Source organism: Virgibacillus siamensis (genome assembly GCF_900162695.1).
In the GTDB taxonomy this organism is placed as follows: Bacteria; Bacillota; Bacilli; order Bacillales; family Amphibacillaceae; genus Lentibacillus; species Lentibacillus siamensis_A.
Map to the genome: position 1 here is coordinate 3,164,186 of NZ_FUIH01000007.1, position 17,909 is coordinate 3,182,094.

Genomic DNA, 17,909 nt, shown 5'->3' on the forward strand with positions numbered 1-17,909 from the left:
AAAACTACTCCTGTTCAGGGTTGCGTAAATAATAGCCGACACCGCGACGCGTAACAATCCACATCGGGTTGCTCGGATTCTCCTCAATTTTTTCGCGAAGTCTTCGGATGGTAACGTCAACTGTCCGGACATCGCCGAAATAGTCGTAGCCCCAAACCGTTTCGAGTAAATGCTCACGGGTCATGACTTGGCCGATATGACGGGCCAGATAATGCAGCAATTCAAATTCACGATGCGTCAATTCCAGCTGCTCCCCGTCACGGGTAACCGCATATGCATCCGGATGAATGACCAAACGACCGATTTCAATATTTTTGGTCGTCTTTACACCGTCGTCCGGAATTTGCTCCTGACGTCGTAAATTAGCCTTCACCCTTGCAATAATTTCGCGATTGCTGAACGGCTTGGTCACATAGTCATCAGCACCAAGTTCAAGACCAAGCACCTTATCAATTTCAGAGTCTTTCGCTGTCAGCATAATAATCGGCATCGATTGTGTCTTACGGATTTCCCGGCAGACTTCATTGCCATCTTTACCCGGCAGCATAATATCAAGCAGAACAAGGTCAGGATTCTCATCGTCAGCAAGTTTAATTGCTTCGTCACCATCATTGGCGATGACCACCTGATAACCTTCCTTTTCCAGATTAAATTTCAAAATATCAGCAATTGGCTGTTCATCATCTACTACTAGTATTTTCTGTGTCATGAAAGTCACATCCTTTTCAACGTTCCTTTGCTCTATTCTATCGTACTTTGCCGTAAATGTCTTTTTTTTCAATTAAAAAGACTGACCCAAATAATTTGTCTGTGTTGAGTCAGTCCACGGTTACTCGTATTTATTTATTTATCTGCTAAACGAATGATTTCTCCTTAGAAATAATCTTGAGGGTTTTCAAGTGATCCGTTTTTATATACTTCAAAATGAAGGTGAACACCGGTTGAATCGCCGGTTGAGCCCATTATTCCAATTTCACTTCCCTTTTCTACCGTCTCGCCTGGACTGACGCTGATGGATGAAAGGTGTGCATATACTGTTTTCATCCCATTATTGTGATTGATCACAATTTTGTTGCCATAACCGCCACTGTTCCATCCAGCCGATACAACTGTTCCATTATCAGCTGCCAGAATCGTACGGCTACTTGGCCCCGCTATGTCCATGCCTTTATGCATTGACCCCCAACGCATTCCCATATTGCTGGACACATGACCGCCTACCGCCGGCCAATGCAGTTCTCCCGTTCCATGAGATGGCACCACTTTTGTTCCCTTAACGATGATTTCCTTCGTTGGTTTTTCCGTTGTTTCTTCCGTTTTTGTTTCTTTATGTGTTACCGATCCGTTCTTTTCAGTTATGGAATACTGAATGACCTTTGTGCCTTCATGTCCTTCCTGTTTGACTTTTTTATCGCCCTTATAAAGCTCGTCCGATTCAATGACTTTCGTATCGTATTCAATCGTTTTCTCTACTTTCTTCTCTTCCTTAACGATCACATGAACAAATGATTTATATTCCATTACCTGAAGTTTTTGACCAATCGGCAGAACCGCTTCTTTTTTCAATTCCTTGTTCAGTTCCTTTAACTTTTCGACCGATAAGTCATATTCACCAGCAATACCGCTTAATGTATCACCTTCCTGAACCTTGTGCGTTTCTTCGTTCAGCGTTCCTTTTTCAAGTGCCTTGACACCTTCTTTGACGGTTAATACTTTGGAAGGTGATACAACGGCTTCGGAAAGTGATACCTCTTTTGAAAAATTTACATCTGTAATGACTGATTCACCTGTATCCAACGAAAGCTGGTCCTTATTTTCAGCCTGATGTGGTGTTGATCGATTGTTTTTTTCATTGTTTTCTTTTGTCGCTGCAAGCTTTTTCAGAACATCATCATCGACATAATTGCCTTTATATTTCTTCAGCACTTCATTTGCTGCCATTTTATCTTTAAAAAAACCGACTGTATTATGTGCAATCGTGATGCCGGTTGCCTTTGCTTTTACTGTAAGTTTGTCTTTAAGTAATTCAGCTACTTTATCATTGTCATAGGACGGATCAAAAACACGTTCCGGTACAAAAGATACATCTTCACCGACTATAAGCGAAAGATTCTTATACTTATCTTTCTTATGTTCTATTTTGGAATCCATCACATCCTGTGCGACACTTTTTTGGTCAATCTTCCCAACATGTTCGCCATCCACATAAACGTGGTAAATGGTCTCCAGTTTTCCACTCCCGTCCGCTGCAAAAGATGTCGTAAAAGGCAATAACATGCCAATGCATGCAGCAATGGCAACCTTCATGAAAAGGTCTGCATTCCCACTTCCGGTATTTCTTCTATTTAACACGCTCGTATTTCCCCCTAGCAATCTGTTTCCAATCTAGTACTAAAGACTTTCTTTTTTCTGCATCAAATCTATCATAGATAATATAGGTACAAAAGAGAACGTCTGTATTTGTAAAACAAACGTATAGATGGTACCATTTATATCCAAATCCCGATTCTTTTTAGGTCATTTTACCTATAAAAGAGAAAGTTTTTCCTGTGCAGTGATCTGTTTTGTAATCATATTGTAATATTAATTGTATAAAAAAGTAAAATAAAGGTTTAAATTGTAAATTTATAGGAAAGTCATTCAACATTTTTGTCGATATTTAGATTATTTATAGAAGTACTTGCGTATGACGGGAAAATTTTACATTATAGGTCGGTGCGCCCCATATCATTTTGTGAAGGATTGTATTTCCGGCTGAACGCTCGTTTTTCATCATGAGAGACTGTATTTTTTCCTGAAGGACCGTATTTTTCTGCGAAGGATCTATTTCCAGCTGAATGCTCGTTATTCATCGTGAGAGACTGTAGAAACACCCCTATCAAGTTGACAGGGGTGCATCTGTTTACTTTTTCCACTTAGCTGTAGACACTTCGTACGACATTTGTCTGCGTGCGATCCGGTCCAACAGAGAAAATGGATAGTGGTATTTCGGTTAATTGGGAAACCCGCTCCAAGTAATGACGAGCATTCGGTGGTAATTCATGCAGTGAGCGGACATTCGTTATATCTTCGGTCCAGCCCGGCATTTCTTCATAAACCGGCTCACATTCAGCGAGAACTTTTAAACTCGCCGGAAATTCGTTCATAATTTTACCTTTATACCGATATGCCACACAAATCTTCAATGTTTCAATACCAGTTAACACATCAAGTGAATTCAGCGATAAATCAGTAATTCCGCTAACGCGTTTTGCATGGCGCACAACGACGCTGTCAAACCAGCCGACACGACGCGGTCTTCCTGTAGTTGTACCATACTCACGGCCTGTCTCCCGTATTTGATCACCGATCTGATCGTTCAGTTCAGTTGGAAACGGACCATCGCCAACGCGGGTCGTATACGCTTTGGAAACACCGACAACATGATTTATTTTGGAAGGACCGATTCCGGAACCAATTGTTACCCCTCCGGCAATTGGATTCGAAGATGTTACAAACGGATAAGTTCCCTGATCAATATCAAGCATAACACCTTGTGCACCTTCAAACAGGACACGTCGTCCTTCATCAAGAGCATCATTTAACACAACTGAAGTATCACATACATATTCAGCCAACTGCTGGCCATACTCATAATATTCGTCCAGTATGTCCTCAACCTTTATACCTTCTGTTTCATATACTTTTTCAAATAACCGGTTTTTTTCGTTCAGGTTTTGTTCCAGCTTCTCACGGAATGTTTCTTTATCGAGAAGGTCCGCAACTCTGATACCTGAACGTGCCGCTTTATCCATATAAGCAGGTCCGATTCCCTTTTTGGTCGTGCCAATTTTATTTTCGCCTTTATCTTCTTCCTGCAGCACGTCCAATTTTAAATGATAGGGCAAAATAACATGTGCACGGTTGCTAATGCGTAGATTATCTGTTGCAATATTCCGTTCATGTAAATAAGCAATTTCTTCTGTAAATGCTTTCGGATCAATTACCATGCCATTTCCGAGCACACAGGTTTTATCATTGAAAAAAATTCCGGATGGGATCAAATGCAATTTATACGTAATATCATCAAATTTGATGGTGTGTCCGGCATTATTTCCACCTTGGTAACGAGCAACAACTTCTGCGTTCTGTGAAAGAAAATCGGTTATTTTACCTTTTCCTTCGTCACCCCATTGCGTTCCAACTACGACTACTGAGGACATAACGCACCTCCACTATTAGTATCATTTGTATTTCATGTTTAACATGGTAAGTTTATCAGTAAAGATACGGCCTGTCAATGTCTAAATGCGAACGATGAGCCAAAATCACCAATTAATGTTCGGTTAAAACTATTCCAATAATATGAACTTCACGATATTACCAGTGAACATATTAATGTGGTACATTTAGGATAGTTTCCATATTGACTCAAAAACCGGACATTGGAAGGGGACGCTGGTTATGCACGGTATTACAAAAGAATGGTTGATAGCCTATTGGCCGCATGTCAGTTTTTTTGCAGCGATTTTCATAACGCTGCCTCTGCTGACGTTTTTGCCGTATTTGGATCTGTTAAGCTTATGGATCTGGTTACAGGTGCCTATTTATATGCTTCATCAATTCGAGGAGCATGGAACGGGGAAATTCAAATTGTGGATTAATCATGTCATTTTTAATTCAAAAGAAAAAGAAGTTTTAACGAATGAACACCTGTTTTGGATTAATGCTCCTCTAACATGGGTATTATTCCCGCTTTTTGCAGCTTTATCAAGCATTCATCCATCGTTTGCACTATGGATTATCATGACGTCAATCTTGAATTCAGCGTTGCATATTGGGGCAACGGCTGTACAAAGAAAATATAATCCTGGTTTTTGGGCCAGCTTAGTTCTCAATATGCCAAGCGGAATCTTCGTCATCTATTTAATGCAGCAACATGGAATATTAAATTCTATAAATGTTACGGTGTCCATTATTATCGCAATCGCAGCACATGCACTGATACAAGTAATTGGCCGAATCCAAAAGAGAAAGGTTCTATATTAAAACGCATGGATATGTTGGTATCCATGCGTTTTAATGATTGGTTATTTTATTATGCCTGAACCGGTTCTGGAGGTACATCACTATCAGAGTAACGGTGATCCAGATCCACAAATTTATTATATTCTTTCACGAAGGCCAGTTCCACATTACCGACAGGACCATTACGCTGTTTGGAAATGATGATTTCAATAATATTTTGCTTTTCGGATTCCTGATCATAGTAGTCATCACGGTATAAAAACCCTACAATATCCGCATCCTGCTCAATACTTCCGGATTCACGGAGGTCCGACATCATTGGCCGCTTATCCTGTCTTGATTCCACCCCACGGGAAAGCTGTGATAGTGCAATCAACGGCACATTCAGTTCACGTGCCAGCGCTTTTAATGACCGGGAAATTTCGGAAACTTCCTGTTGTCTGTTTTCCTTCGAGTTTCCACTGCCTTGAATCAACTGCAGATAATCAATCAGAATCATTCCCAGACCGTGCTCCTGCTTAAGACGGCGGCACTTGGATCTAATTTCACTGACCCGAATACCCGGAGAATCATCGATATAAATTCCGGCATTGGACAGACTTCCCATCGCCATTGTTAGTTTGCCCCAGTCATCCGGCTCGAGTCTTCCTGTCCTTAGACGCTGTGCATCAATGTTTCCCTCTGCACACAACATACGGGAAACAAGCTGATCAGCCCCCATCTCCAAACTGAAAATAGCTACATTTTCATCCGTGTTAATGGCAACGTTTTGCGCGATATTCAGGGCAAATGCAGTTTTACCGACGGATGGCCGGGCCGCAACAATAATCAAATCATTGCGCTGAAACCCGGAAGTTATCCGGTCCAGGTCCCGATAACCGGTTGGGATACCGGTAACATCTGCATCATGATGATGAAGCTGCTCAATATTATCATAAACATCAATCAGAACATCTTTGATTGATTTAAAAGCTCCCGAATTTTTGCGTCCGGAAACTTCAAGAATATTTTTTTCCGCCTCATTCAGAACATCTTCCACATCATCTTCTGTAGCAAATCCGGACGTGACGATGTCAGTTGCAGTACGAATCAGCCTGCGAAGCAATGACTTTTCTTCCACAATTTTACTGTAATATTCGATGTTTGCCGCTGTCGGGACACTTCCTGCCAAATCGGACAGGTATTGAACACCCCCGACTTCATTGAGCGTCTTATCATTTGATAAAGACGTTGTTACGGTTACAAGGTCAATCGGTTCTCCCCGGTCCGACAACTTCAGCATGGCATCAAAAATACGCTGATGGCTTGCCCGGTAAAAATCTTCCGGCATTAACGCTTCTGCAGCGGCTGACAAGGCTTCCGGCTCCAGAAAAACGGCACCGATTACCGCCTGTTCCGCTTCGATGTTATGTGGTGGTGTTCGGTCACTCCAAAATTCACTCATGATTCTCCCCCTTTTAGGGCTTGCTGCAGGTTTTGCTCACACTCGATTATTTCTCAGATACGTGAACTTTAATGGTGCCGGTAACATCCGGATGCAGCTTAACCGGGACATCGGTATAACCCATTTCACGAATAGGGCTGTCAAGTTCAATTTTACGCTTATCAATTTTGTAGCCGTACGTGTTTTTCAGTTCCTCTGCTATTTGCTTACTTGTGATGGAGCCGAATAAACGACCGCTGTCACCGGCTTTCGCTTTGATTTCCACTGTCGTGTCCGCCAATTCATCTTTTAGACGCTTTGCGTCGTCCACTTCTTCCTGCGCTTCCTGTTTTGCTTTATTTTTTTTGGCTTCCAGAGCTTTTAAATTTCCGGATGTAGCTTCCACCGCCAAATTATTTTTCAATAAATAGTTTCGTGCATACCCATCGGAAACGTTTTTCAGTTCACCTTTTTTTCCTTTACCTTTTACATCTTTTGTAAAAATTACCTTCATTCCGTTTCCCCTCCTTCAAAATACTCATGCAATATATCTTTTAACAGTTTTTCCGCATCATCAATAGTAGTATCTTCAATTTGTGTTGCTGCATTTGTTAAATGCCCGCCGCCGTTCATTTGTTCCATAACAACCTGCACATTAACATCACCGAGCGACCGGGCACTGATTCCGATTCGTCCGTCATTGCGTTCAGAAATAACGAACGATGCAGAAACTCCGCTCATTGTCAGCAGCGTATCAGCAGCTTGTGCGATTAGCACACTGCCATAGACCTCCCCGGGTTTTCCTTTCGAAATAGCTATCGAATCCTGAAAAATCTCCGCGCGCTCAATTAGCTTGCTTCGTTTAATATAAAGATCCAAATCCTCTTTCATAAACTGCTGGACCAGAACGGTATCAGCCCCTTTTGAACGCAAATAGGAAGCAGCGTCAAAGGTTCGTGATCCTGTTCTGAGTGTAAAGCTTTTTGTATCAACTATAATACCTGCCAGTAATGCGGTTGCCTCGAGCATTTTCAGTTTTAATGTTTTCGGCTGATATTCAAGCAGCTCTGTGACAAGTTCCGCTGTTGACGATGCGTACGGTTCCATATATACCAATGTAGGATTTTCAATAAAATCTTCCGCACGTCTGTGGTGATCAATAACCACTTTATAGTTCGATTTATTGAGCAATCGCGAATTGGCCACCATTGATGGTTTATGCGTATCGACAACCACAACAAGACTTTTACTCGTTATAATTGCCTCTGCTTCATCCGGTTCGATGAAATGCTGCCACAAATCATCCTCGCCTTTAATGGCATCAACCAGCCGATACACGCCAGTATCTACGTCATCCGGGTCAAATACAATATATCCTTCGACACCGTTAACCTTTGCGATGTTCAATATCCCGATAGCCGCACCAACTGAGTCCATATCAGGAGACTTGTGCCCCATTATAATAACATTTTCACTTTCTTTCACCAATTCTTTCAATGCATGCGAAATAACACGCGCTCTAACTCTGGTACGTTTTTCCATCGGATTTGTCCGGCCGCCGTAAAAACGTACTTTACCGGTATCATCCTTAATGGCTACCTGATCACCGCCACGGCCCAGTGACAAATCAAGACTTGACTGCGCCAGTTCACCAAGCATCGGAAGCGGCACATTTCCGTAACCAATACCGATACTCAACGTCAGCGGGATGTTGTGTTCCGCATTTAACGCCCGCACTTCATCAAGGATATCAAACTTTGATTTTTCAAGCTGATCCAGCGTTTCTTTAGTGGAAACAGCCAAAAAACGATCCTGTGAAGTACGTTTTAAATAGATACCATAATCATGTGACCAATTATTCAGAACTGACGTCACTTTCGAATTCAGCTGGCTTTTAAGTGTATCATCCATGTTCTGGGTAATTTCCTCATAATTGTCCAGGAATATAATTGATATGACGGTCTGTTCGTTATGATAAAGGGTTTGTATCTCGGCCTGCTCAGTACGGTCAAACAAATAAAGCAGACGTTCTTCTTTTTTGATGGTCGTCTGGAACCGATAATTTTCCAATTGCAGCCATACTTCACTGCTTTCTTCTTTAATATCGGAAATCAGGTTATCATCCAACTCGATAAGTGATGTCCCAACAAGGGTATCATTTTCAGCGAATTGATTCATGAATGGGTTCGCCCATTCAATCTTATAATCATCATTAAATAATATGATCCCGATAGGCATTTCCAGCAGTGCCTCTTCACCGACCCTTTTTATCCGGTGGGAGAGTGTGGAAATATATTGCTCAGTCCTGTTCCTGTTCGTACGTTCTGTCAGGATACTATAATAAAATGATGCTGCAAATAGCACCGTCATGATCAGACCAAGCGTCCAGTGATAATACCAAATAAATACAAGCAGAACAATTGATAATGCATAAATAATCCATAAATGCCTGCTCAATTTTGGTTTCTTTTTTGAGTCCGTCACGAAATCAGCTCCTACTGGCTACTCTCCCAAATTACTTATTGTCTTTTTCCCCGATTCGGTCCCGTAATCCGAAACCTATATCAATTATACCTAATAGACGTACAAGGTAAAGAAGAAAAAACGGGAAAAACAGTGACAATACCACACTTGAAATGGGCAGTGCCTTTGAAATATTTTTCTCGTGGGCATAGAAAAAAATAAATGAAAAACCTTGTAACGTCATGAGTATTCCAGTCAGCCACATAATATTATTTACCGCCAAATATAACGTACCGGAAGGATCCAAATCAAAAAATGTGACAATCAGAGATAAAAAGTATATCCAGATAAGCGCCACCGGGAATCGCAACGTGCGAAACGGCGGAAAACCAAGTCTTTGTTGATACAAACGATTAATCACCTTATATGCTGCCCATTGGCTGATAAACGCAAAGATGATTGCAATGATCGCTAATCCCACTGGAAGGAGATTTGCTATCATGGATACTTGTTTCTTAAGCGTATCCCATTCTTCCTGTGTGACCTCAGCAAGCCCAAATTGAGTCATGAAATCACGACTCATCTGCATCGATTCTGCTAACATTGCATTGAGTTCATCAATCCAGTTGACGTCAAAAATAATCTGACTGAACAGAAAAGCAAATAACAATCCGACAATAAATCCGATTGTTCCGCGTGCCCATGTTTCATAAGCAGTAGATTGCTGATGCATGGCACTGCCTATCATCAACCCGCCTAAACAGGTCATAACCGTGATTGGCAGTGACAAAAACGTTGTAAACAGAAACGATAAGATTAGAATGGCACCAACCATAACAGCAGTCGGTTTCCAATTATAACGGCTGGCATATATAATTACCGGAACCGGCAAAACAAACATTGCAACAACTGATATTATCGGCACAAAAAGCGTAATCAGCAGAAGTACAATATAAAGTGCCGTAAGCATTGCGCCGTCTGTTAATTTTTTCGAGTTCATGTATTGCACCTTCATCTCCAAAAATTTTATTATTAGTATAAGCCGTTTTCTGAAAGATTGTTGTTTACTATTGTCCCGTTGCTGTGTGTACATTACAGCTTAGATGCGACATCTGCTCCAATTCGGTTAAAAGATAGTTAAACCTCAGCGAAGGGAAATTATTCGCCGTTTATAGAACCACAAAGGTTTACAGAACAACAAAACATGCGAAAATAGCCTTAGTACATGATAACACGATTTCACGTTTAATTGGTATATAATCAAATTATTTCCCGGGCAATAATTGCCGAATTTTGTCGGCTGGTTCAAATAGTCATGGAATCTTCATCCCTAATAAGCGATTTTGTGACTTATTTCCATTATAATATAAACCGTAAGCAATATATTCTGAAGGATGAAATGAATGATTTTTTTACAGGCCTTTTTGTACAGCATCAGATTACCGAAAAAGCAGGCAATGTTCCGCTTAAACCGTATAGGAATGGATATAACTGTCATCTACATGTTTATTCTCATATTTTTTGTATCCCTTCCATCTTTTATAAACCGTTTGACTTCCGCAAAGGGATTAGGGGCGGATATGCCCTTTTTTATGCAGCTTGTTTATTTTTTTATGTTTTACTATTTACCATTAACAATCATGCTTTTTCTGCTTATATCATTGATTGCATATATTGGTACACTCACGGCAAAAGCACTGAATCGGAAAATACGTTTTGCAATATTATGGAAAATGTGTGCATATACCACAACTATTCCATTTCTTGTTTATACAATTGCTGCACTGATTTTCCCTGTGAGTGATGCTTTCATATGGTTGTTTATAATTTATTCACTGGCATTTATGATTAAAATCATCACGGTGTACCCGAAACGGAAAAAGCGAAAATAGGAGTTTTTTAATTATGAAATACATAAAATATATATCTTTTATTCTTATCATTATACTTGTATCCGGATGTTCCAACCAGGCAAAGGATGCGGAACATAAAATCTTTGTTTCTGCAGCAGCAAGTTTATCCGGCCCCCTGAATGAAATAGTGGATGAATTTGAAAAGGAAAACCCGGACACTATCGTGACATTACAGTTTGGCGCTTCAGGAAAGCTTGCTCAGCAAATCCAGCAGGGCGCGCCTGTGGATGTTTTTTTATCAGCTGATGAAAAGCGAATGGATCTGCTGGCGTCACAGGACATGATTGTACCCGATACAAGAACTAATTTCACCCGAAATAAGCTTGTACTGATTGCTAACAAAAACAGTGCCATTCAGATTAATACATTAAAAAATCTTCCGCAAACAAATGTGAGTCAAATAGCCATTGGTAATCCGAAAAGTGTTCCAGCAGGCACATATACCAAGCAAGCGCTTGAAAATGTGGGCATTTGGGACAGCCTTGCAGAAAAGTTTGTATATGCAAAGGATGTACGGCAGGTACTGACATACGTGGAATCGGGCAATACTGACCTTGGCTTTGTTTATGCTTCTGATTTAAAACGTTCAGGGCTGGTGAAAGGTATTTCAAAAATAAACGCGGATTTATACGACCCAATTGTCTATCCGGCGGCAGTAACAGCTTCCAGTGAAACAAAGAAACAAGCAAAATCATTTATACAATTTCTCAAGTCCGACAAGGCACAAACGGTCTTGTCCGATGCTGGATTTGGTTCCTGAAGGCGGGATGATATGGATTTTACACCATTACTTCTTTCATTAAAAATAGCTGGCATTGCTACTGTGATTGTTCTGGTATTGGGAGTCTTCCTTGCACGGATTATAGCGCGAAATCATTTTCCCGGAAAACGGATTCTGGAATCGGTCCTTATGCTTCCTTTGGTCCTGCCCCCAACGGTAGTCGGGTTCGGCTTGCTTTTATTATTCGGGAAAAACGGTCCAATTGGCGGTCTTCTTTTGTCCCGGTTTGATTTCCAGATTGTTTTTACTTGGATTGGTGCTGTAATTGCGGCTGTAGTTGTTTCCTTTCCATTAATGTATCAAAGTGCTGCAGCCTCCTTTCAAAATTATGATCCAAACCTGGAAAACGCAGCTCTAACAATGGGGGCATCCAAATGGAAAGTCTTCTGGACAATTTCTTTCCCCCTTGCAAGACCGGGGCTTATCGCGGGACTTGTATTAACATTTGCACGTGCATTGGGAGAGTTTGGTGCCACTTTAATGATTGCAGGCTACATCCCAAATCGAACCGAAACAATTCCACTGGCAATCTACTTTTCCGTGGAATCCGGCAATATGGATGCTGCTTTATTTTGGGTAATCAGCATTGTTGCTGTCGGTTTTTGTGCAATATTGTGGCTGAACTGGTGGAATGGAAAAAATATTCTCCGATTTTCAAGTGACAAATAACAGGTGGAATGAACATGCTGACTTTGCAGATCACGAAAAAACTGAAGAATTTTACAATCGAAACAGCATTTGATATAGGCGGTGAAATAGCTGTATTATCCGGTCCATCCGGGGCGGGAAAAACAACCATCCTAAATTGCATTTCCGGCCTTATACAACCGGATTCCGGAAAAATCATGCTGAATGGACGTGTCCTTTTTAATGATCATGTAAAACCGCTCCCTGTGCAAAAACGGAATATTGGATATCTGTTTCAAGACTATGCCCTGTTTCCGCATATGACGATTGAAAAAAATATTTCATATGGCATGCGGGATGAGTCGTTGACCCGCAAACTTGTCGATGTGACGGGGATCGGCCATTTACTGAACAGCTATCCACATCAAATATCAGGCGGTGAAAAGCAACGTGCAGCACTTGTCAGAGCACTTGCAACAAAACCAGAAGCCCTTTTATTGGACGAACCTTTCTCCTCCTTGGATACCAAAACCAAAAACGAATGTCAAAATGAATTACTGCGACTGCATAGCATTTGGAAAATTCCAGTTATACTAGTGACACACGATTATGAGGAAGCTGAAAAACTTGGCGATCATCTTTTGCGGATTGAGCGGGGGAACATATTACCGGAATAGATCGCTTTGTTCGGTGGGTTTGGGGTTTCTTCAGTGGAGAATGGAGAGTTTCTTCAGCGCGAAACAGACTTTCTTCGGCGCGGTTCAGCTTTTCTTCAGCGCAGGACGGACTTTCTTCGGCGCGGAACGAACTTTCTTCGGCGCGGTACCCGCTTTATTCAGCGGGGGTGCACATATCTTCAGCACCTTTAAAGTCAAAAAAAAGCGGAGGCACTAAATGCTTCCGCTTTTCCTATTATTCTGCTGCATATGGCAATAATGCCATTTGACGGGCACGTTTGATTGCTTTTGTAAGTTTACGTTGGTATTTTGCAGATGTTCCAGTTACACGACGAGGAAGAATTTTTCCGCGTTCTGAAATGAAACGTCTCAGCAAATCAACATCTTTATAGTCAATGTGTGTAATTCCGTTCGCTGTGAAATAACACACTTTACGACGCTTTGCACGACCGCGACGAGCTGCCATAGTAAACCCTCCTTCAAATTTCTTCCATTCTTAAATCAGAATGGCAAATCATCATCTGATATATCGATAGGTTCTCCATTATTTTTAAACGGATCCTCTTCGTTTTGAGTTTGATTCTGGTTTTGGTTCATCCGGTTCTGATTCTGGTTTTGCTGGAATCCTGAAGACTGCTGTCCTCTGCTTTGCGAGGAACCTTTTGTTTCCAGGAATTGAACGCTGTCTGCTACAACTTCTGTTACAAATACAGTTTTGCCATCCTGGCCATCAAATGTCCGTGTTTGAATACGTCCGTCGACGCCAATCATACTGCCTTTTTTCATGTAATTCGCAAGGTTTTCAGCCGGTCTGCGCCAGACTACACAGTTAATGAAGTCTGCATCACGGTTTCCCTGCTGATTTGAGAAAGGACGATTGACTGCTACGGTAAAGTTGGCGACTGCTACTCCACTCGATGTATAACGTAAATCAGGATCCTTCGTTAACCTGCCGACAAGTACGACACGATTCAACATCAGAACCACTCCTTATTATTGATCATCTTCTCGAATTGCGATATGACGAATAATATCATCAGAGAACTTAGCGAGACGATCAAACTCATTGATAGCTTTTTCATCACCGCTGAAGTTAATGATTACATAATATCCATCACGGTAATCATTGATTTCATAAGCAAGACGTTTCTTGCCCTTTTCATCAACTTTTTCAATCTCCGCTCCGTTGTCAGTCAACACGTTGTTGAAACGCTCAATCAAAGCTGTTTGAGCTTCTTCTTCCATATCCGGGCGGACGATGTACATGATTTCGTATTTTCTCATCCGTTGCACCTCCTTTTGGTCTTAGCGGCCTCATTTGCCGTTCGGGTTCCAGAATAATGGCTGTCCATCTCTGTTACCTTCCTGTATGAAGCAAGGAGTAATCTATATTCATTACTCACGATAGTGTATTATACCAAATCTTGTTTTAAAAAACAACCATTCGAGGGATCCTTTTTACTGTTATACATTAAACCGGAAATGGATAACATCGCCATCCTGGACGATATATTCTTTTCCTTCAAGACGAACATTGCCATTTTCACGTGCCTTGGCCATACCCTGTGCTTCCATAAGATCATCATAGGATACCGTTTCGGCACGTATAAAACCTTTTTCAAAATCAGTGTGGATGATTCCTGCTGCCTGTGGTGCTTTGATACCTTTGCGGAATGTCCAGGCACGTACTTCCTGCTCACCGGCAGTAAAATAGGTTGCCAATCCAAGCAGACTGTATGATGCTTTGATCAATTTATCCAGCCCCGATTCGGAGATCCCAAGGTCTTCGAGGAACTCTTCCTTTTCCTCTTGTTCCAATTCAGCAATCTCTTCCTCAATTTTAGCGCAAATAACAATTACCTTGGCATTTTCATTTGCAGCATATTCCTTAACCTTCTGTACGTTTTCATTTGCATCAGGGTCTGCAATTTCATCTTCACTGACATTTGCCACATATAATGTAGGTTTACTAGTCAGTAAATGAAGTCCTTTGACCACTTTCCACTCTTCTTCAGTGAAATCCAATGCCCTTGCTGGATTATCCGCTTCCAGTCCATCTTTCAGTTTGGAAAGGATGTTTTGCTCTGCGACTGCTTCCTTATCTTTCTGTCTTGCCAGTTTCTCCACCCGCTGAAGCCGTTTATTAACGGTTTCCAAATCAGCCAGAATAAGTTCCAAGTTAATGATTTCAATATCATCAATCGGATCAATTTTGCCTGAAACGTGTGTAATATTATCATCCTGAAAACAACGGACAACCTGGCAAATGGCATCTACCTGGCGAATATGGGACAAAAACTGGTTCCCGAGTCCCTCGCCTTTACTTGCGCCCTTTACAATCCCGGCAATATCGGTGAATTCAAAAGCTGTAGGGGTTGTTTTTTTGGGGTTTACCAATTCTGTTAATTTATTTAAGCGATTGTCCGGAACCTCCACTATTCCCACATTCGGATCGATCGTTGCAAAAGGATAGTTAGCTGCCTCTGCACCCGCCTGTGTAATAGCATTAAATAATGTTGATTTCCCCACATTCGGAAGTCCGACAATTCCTGCTGTCAGTGACATTCAACTTTCACTCCTTAAGGGTTTCCATTCATATGAACGCGTTAGTCATACCAATTATAGATACAAGCATTTAAAATGACAAGTTATCAAAAAACAAAAATGGGCAACAAATGTCACCCATTTTTGCTTTTTACCCTATTATTTTTTGTTTTTCTATCTCTATATAGATCCATAATACTAGTTTTTGGGTACATTAGTCAATTTTAACCATTTTTATTTTCTGCTTTTTCCAGGATCTTTTTCAATTTTTTAGTGAAATCCTTTCGCGGCATCATTACACTGTGACCGCATCCAAGGCACTTGATTCGAATATCCATTCCCATGCGGATGATTTGCCAGCGGTTTTCACCGCATGGATGCTGTTTTTTCATTTGTACAATGTCGTTTTTTTCAAATTGTTTATCGGCCATACAGGGATCCCCTTCTATTCATGTTTTTCTGACGGCATTTCCATTGCATTCGGGCTCTCATTCCTGGAATACATTACAAGACGAGGAGCCGGGATCTCAATTCCCCGATCATAAAGAACCTCTTTCACTTCTTTACGGATAATACGTGCTCCGGCCCATTGATATACCGGCAATGTTTCAGCAATGACCCGAATCACATAATGTGACGTTTCCAGTGTTTGGACGCCGATAATTTCCGGAACCGTTACAATCTCCTCATAGTTATCCGGCAATTTACTGCATACTTCATTAATAATATCTTCCGCTTTGGCAACATCATTTTCGTATGGAACATTAATATCAACAACAGAAAGCCCGTTATGAGCCGAGTAATTCGTAACCTGTGTCACATTCCCGTTTGGGAGAACATGCTGCTCCCCTGTCCAGCTCATAATCTTGGTCGTCCGTAAACCGATTTCCTCAACCGTTCCTTCGACACCTGAAGTGAAAATATAATCTCCGACTGAGAACTGGTCCTCAAAAATAATAAAGAATCCGGAAATAATATCACGGACGAGACTCTGTGCACCAAACCCAATGGCAAGTCCGGCAACACCTGCACCGGCTAATAATGGTCCAATTTGAATACCCAATACCCCATCAAGAATCATCACGATTGCCGTAAAATAGACTGTATATTTCAAAATATTTTCGATTAATTTACGCAACGTCGTTTCCCTGCGCTCTGTAATCCGAAATGGTCCGCGCCGTTTATTTTGAAATACCCGGTTGATTATATTTTTTCCAACCTTAACAACAACCATAGCCAGCACCAGAATAACGATAACATGCAAAGCACCCATTAAAATGGTGTCTACCCATAGTTTCGAACTAGTTAAATACTCCAACAGTTTGAGACTTTCCTCAGTGTCCAATATCAATACCCCCGAAACAAAACTCTATACATAAGATATTACAATAATTGGAGCACGTTTTAAAGAAAGACCGACTAAATGTTTACTTTCCAGGTTTATTCCAAATGGGGTAAAACAGCAATCTTGTTAAAACATACAGATTCAATATTCCATATACCGGATAAATATAACTTATTAAGGTGGAAAACCCAAGTGTGGTTAACGGAATCATCGTTACCAGAATGACCGTTGCAAGCAGCCATACAGGACTGTTGTTCCAAATTGTTTTCATTCTGGAAACAATCCCCAGCACCCCTGCCGCTGCTGTCGTAAAAATGGCAAACCAAAGGAGAATAGACATAAAGATCAGCATCCCAAATGGATAATGTTTCAGGATTGCAAATAAAGGAATCTCGTACAGGAGTAATTCATCAGCAATTTGAATCAGACTGCTATTATATATATAAGAAATAACACCAAGTAAAAGCCCGCTTCCAAGTGAAGCAATCCATATCTCACGGTTGGATTTAACCTTATTGCCGATCGCACCCAGTACAGCAATTAACGGCAAAATATTCAATGCAGTAAACGGAAATGCCGCCGTCCAATTCCGCTGATTATGCCAATTTGGCAATAAATTAAGATCCTGATCCAATGTGAAAAGCAGTAAAATAAACAACAGGCCACCTAACAAAAGCGGCAGGATAAGCTGGTTAATCGCCAGTAGCCCGTTAATATCCCTCAAGAACAACACTACCAAGGCAATTACAATGAAAAATACGCCCCACCAGTACGAAAAGCGAAATGCCTGTCCGGTCGCACCGCTGCCGGCAATCATGACAACCGTTGTGGTAAACAAGTATAAAAAGATCATTACATCATACACACGGGTCAGCTTTGTTCCTACAATTATTTTTAAAACTGGTAAATAATCCGAGGATTTTTTCTCGTAACTTATTTTCATAATCACTAAGCAGCAAATAGAAAAAAAGATCATAAACAGTACAATGGCAAGTCCACTTTCATGACCAAAAAATTGCCATAATTCCCGTCCCGAGGCATACCCCGCTCCAATTGTTGTACCAATAATTAAGAACATCCATTTCATTCCGGCTTTCCACATGGCTTTTCCTCCATCATTTTTGCGTAT

Annotated in this window: 19 protein-coding genes; 5 read left to right on the plus strand and 14 right to left on the minus strand. The window is 41.1% G+C overall.

Going from position 1 to position 17,909, the window contains the following annotated elements; all coding sequences use genetic code 11:
• Positions 1–4 precede the first annotated feature (4 nt).
• The 3 genes from yycF to B1K71_RS18955 all read right to left on the minus strand — a co-directional run bounded on the left by yycF (position 5) and on the right by B1K71_RS18955 (position 4,202).
• Positions 5–709 (minus strand): response regulator YycF, encoded by a 705-nt coding sequence (yycF, locus tag B1K71_RS18945; RefSeq protein ID WP_077329772.1) that lies wholly within the window; start codon positions 707–709, stop codon positions 5–7.
• A gap of 164 nt (positions 710–873) precedes the next feature.
• On the minus strand, positions 874–2,352 hold the full coding sequence (locus B1K71_RS18950; RefSeq protein WP_245799355.1) for a M23 family metallopeptidase: 1,479 nt from the start codon (positions 2,350–2,352) through the stop codon (positions 874–876).
• Between the two features lie 563 nt (positions 2,353–2,915).
• Complete coding sequence (locus B1K71_RS18955; RefSeq protein WP_077329774.1) at positions 2,916–4,202, minus strand: adenylosuccinate synthase; 1,287 nt, start codon at positions 4,200–4,202, stop codon at positions 2,916–2,918.
• Between the two features lie 241 nt (positions 4,203–4,443).
• On the opposite strand from B1K71_RS18955, the gene B1K71_RS18960 reads away from it, so the two are divergent.
• Complete coding sequence (locus B1K71_RS18960; protein ID WP_077329776.1) at positions 4,444–5,028, plus strand: HXXEE domain-containing protein; 585 nt, start codon at positions 4,444–4,446, stop codon at positions 5,026–5,028.
• A 49-nt stretch (positions 5,029–5,077) separates the two neighbouring features.
• Here the strand turns inward: B1K71_RS18960 and dnaB are convergent, their stop codons facing one another.
• The 4 genes from dnaB to B1K71_RS18980 are packed head-to-tail and all read right to left on the minus strand — an operon-like array spanning position 5,078 to position 9,893.
• Complete coding sequence (dnaB, locus tag B1K71_RS18965) at positions 5,078–6,451, minus strand: replicative DNA helicase (protein WP_077329778.1); 1,374 nt, start codon at positions 6,449–6,451, stop codon at positions 5,078–5,080.
• A 46-nt stretch (positions 6,452–6,497) separates the two neighbouring features.
• On the minus strand, positions 6,498–6,944 hold the full coding sequence (gene rplI, locus B1K71_RS18970) for a 50S ribosomal protein L9 (protein ID WP_077329780.1): 447 nt from the start codon (positions 6,942–6,944) through the stop codon (positions 6,498–6,500).
• Entirely contained in the window at positions 6,941–8,914 is a 1,974-nt protein-coding gene (locus B1K71_RS18975; RefSeq protein WP_077329782.1) for a DHH family phosphoesterase, read from the minus strand. The genes rplI and B1K71_RS18975 overlap by 4 nt, the downstream gene beginning before the upstream one ends.
• 31 nt (positions 8,915–8,945) lie before the next feature.
• Positions 8,946–9,893, minus strand: coding sequence for a YybS family protein (locus B1K71_RS18980; protein ID WP_077329784.1), 948 nt, complete (start codon positions 9,891–9,893; stop codon positions 8,946–8,948).
• Positions 9,894–10,296: 403 nt separating this feature from the next.
• Between B1K71_RS18980 and B1K71_RS18985 the strand changes: the two genes are divergently transcribed.
• From B1K71_RS18985 to B1K71_RS19000, 4 genes are read left to right on the plus strand one after another with little or no spacing between them, the layout of a single operon-like run.
• Positions 10,297–10,785 (plus strand): DUF1189 family protein, encoded by a 489-nt coding sequence (locus tag B1K71_RS18985; RefSeq protein ID WP_077329786.1) that lies wholly within the window; start codon positions 10,297–10,299, stop codon positions 10,783–10,785.
• Positions 10,786–10,798: 13 nt separating this feature from the next.
• Complete coding sequence (modA, locus tag B1K71_RS18990; protein ID WP_077329788.1) at positions 10,799–11,566, plus strand: molybdate ABC transporter substrate-binding protein; 768 nt, start codon at positions 10,799–10,801, stop codon at positions 11,564–11,566.
• A 12-nt stretch (positions 11,567–11,578) separates the two neighbouring features.
• On the plus strand, positions 11,579–12,256 hold the full coding sequence (gene modB, locus B1K71_RS18995) for a molybdate ABC transporter permease subunit (RefSeq protein ID WP_077329790.1): 678 nt from the start codon (positions 11,579–11,581) through the stop codon (positions 12,254–12,256).
• A 14-nt stretch (positions 12,257–12,270) separates the two neighbouring features.
• Entirely contained in the window at positions 12,271–12,891 is a 621-nt protein-coding gene (locus B1K71_RS19000; RefSeq protein WP_077329792.1) for an ATP-binding cassette domain-containing protein, read from the plus strand.
• A 235-nt stretch (positions 12,892–13,126) separates the two neighbouring features.
• On the opposite strand, the gene rpsR is transcribed toward B1K71_RS19000, so the two are convergent.
• From rpsR to B1K71_RS19035, 7 genes are all read right to left on the minus strand, one after another.
• A complete protein-coding gene (gene rpsR, locus B1K71_RS19005; RefSeq protein WP_077329794.1) occupies positions 13,127–13,357 on the minus strand; it encodes a 30S ribosomal protein S18 in 231 nt (76 codons plus the stop codon).
• A 35-nt stretch (positions 13,358–13,392) separates the two neighbouring features.
• A complete protein-coding gene (gene ssb, locus B1K71_RS19010) occupies positions 13,393–13,869 on the minus strand; it encodes a single-stranded DNA-binding protein (RefSeq protein WP_077329796.1) in 477 nt (158 codons plus the stop codon).
• Positions 13,870–13,884: 15 nt separating this feature from the next.
• Entirely contained in the window at positions 13,885–14,175 is a 291-nt protein-coding gene (gene rpsF, locus B1K71_RS19015; protein WP_077329798.1) for a 30S ribosomal protein S6, read from the minus strand.
• A gap of 180 nt (positions 14,176–14,355) precedes the next feature.
• Positions 14,356–15,456 carry a redox-regulated ATPase YchF gene (gene ychF, locus B1K71_RS19020; protein WP_077329800.1) on the minus strand — a complete coding sequence of 367 codons (1,101 nt, stop codon included), beginning with the start codon at positions 15,454–15,456 and terminating at the stop codon, positions 14,356–14,358.
• Between the two features lie 203 nt (positions 15,457–15,659).
• Complete coding sequence (locus B1K71_RS19025; RefSeq protein WP_077329802.1) at positions 15,660–15,866, minus strand: DUF951 domain-containing protein; 207 nt, start codon at positions 15,864–15,866, stop codon at positions 15,660–15,662.
• A 14-nt stretch (positions 15,867–15,880) separates the two neighbouring features.
• Positions 15,881–16,780: a mechanosensitive ion channel family protein gene (locus tag B1K71_RS19030; protein WP_245799356.1), complete on the minus strand. Its 900-nt coding sequence runs from the start codon at positions 16,778–16,780 to the stop codon at positions 15,881–15,883.
• Between the two features lie 82 nt (positions 16,781–16,862).
• The gene (locus tag B1K71_RS19035) at positions 16,863–17,882 is read right to left on the minus strand and encodes a YkvI family membrane protein (RefSeq protein WP_077329804.1); all 1,020 of its coding nucleotides are present in this window, start codon (positions 17,880–17,882) and stop codon (positions 16,863–16,865) included.
• Between the last annotated feature and the right edge of the window lie 27 nt (positions 17,883–17,909).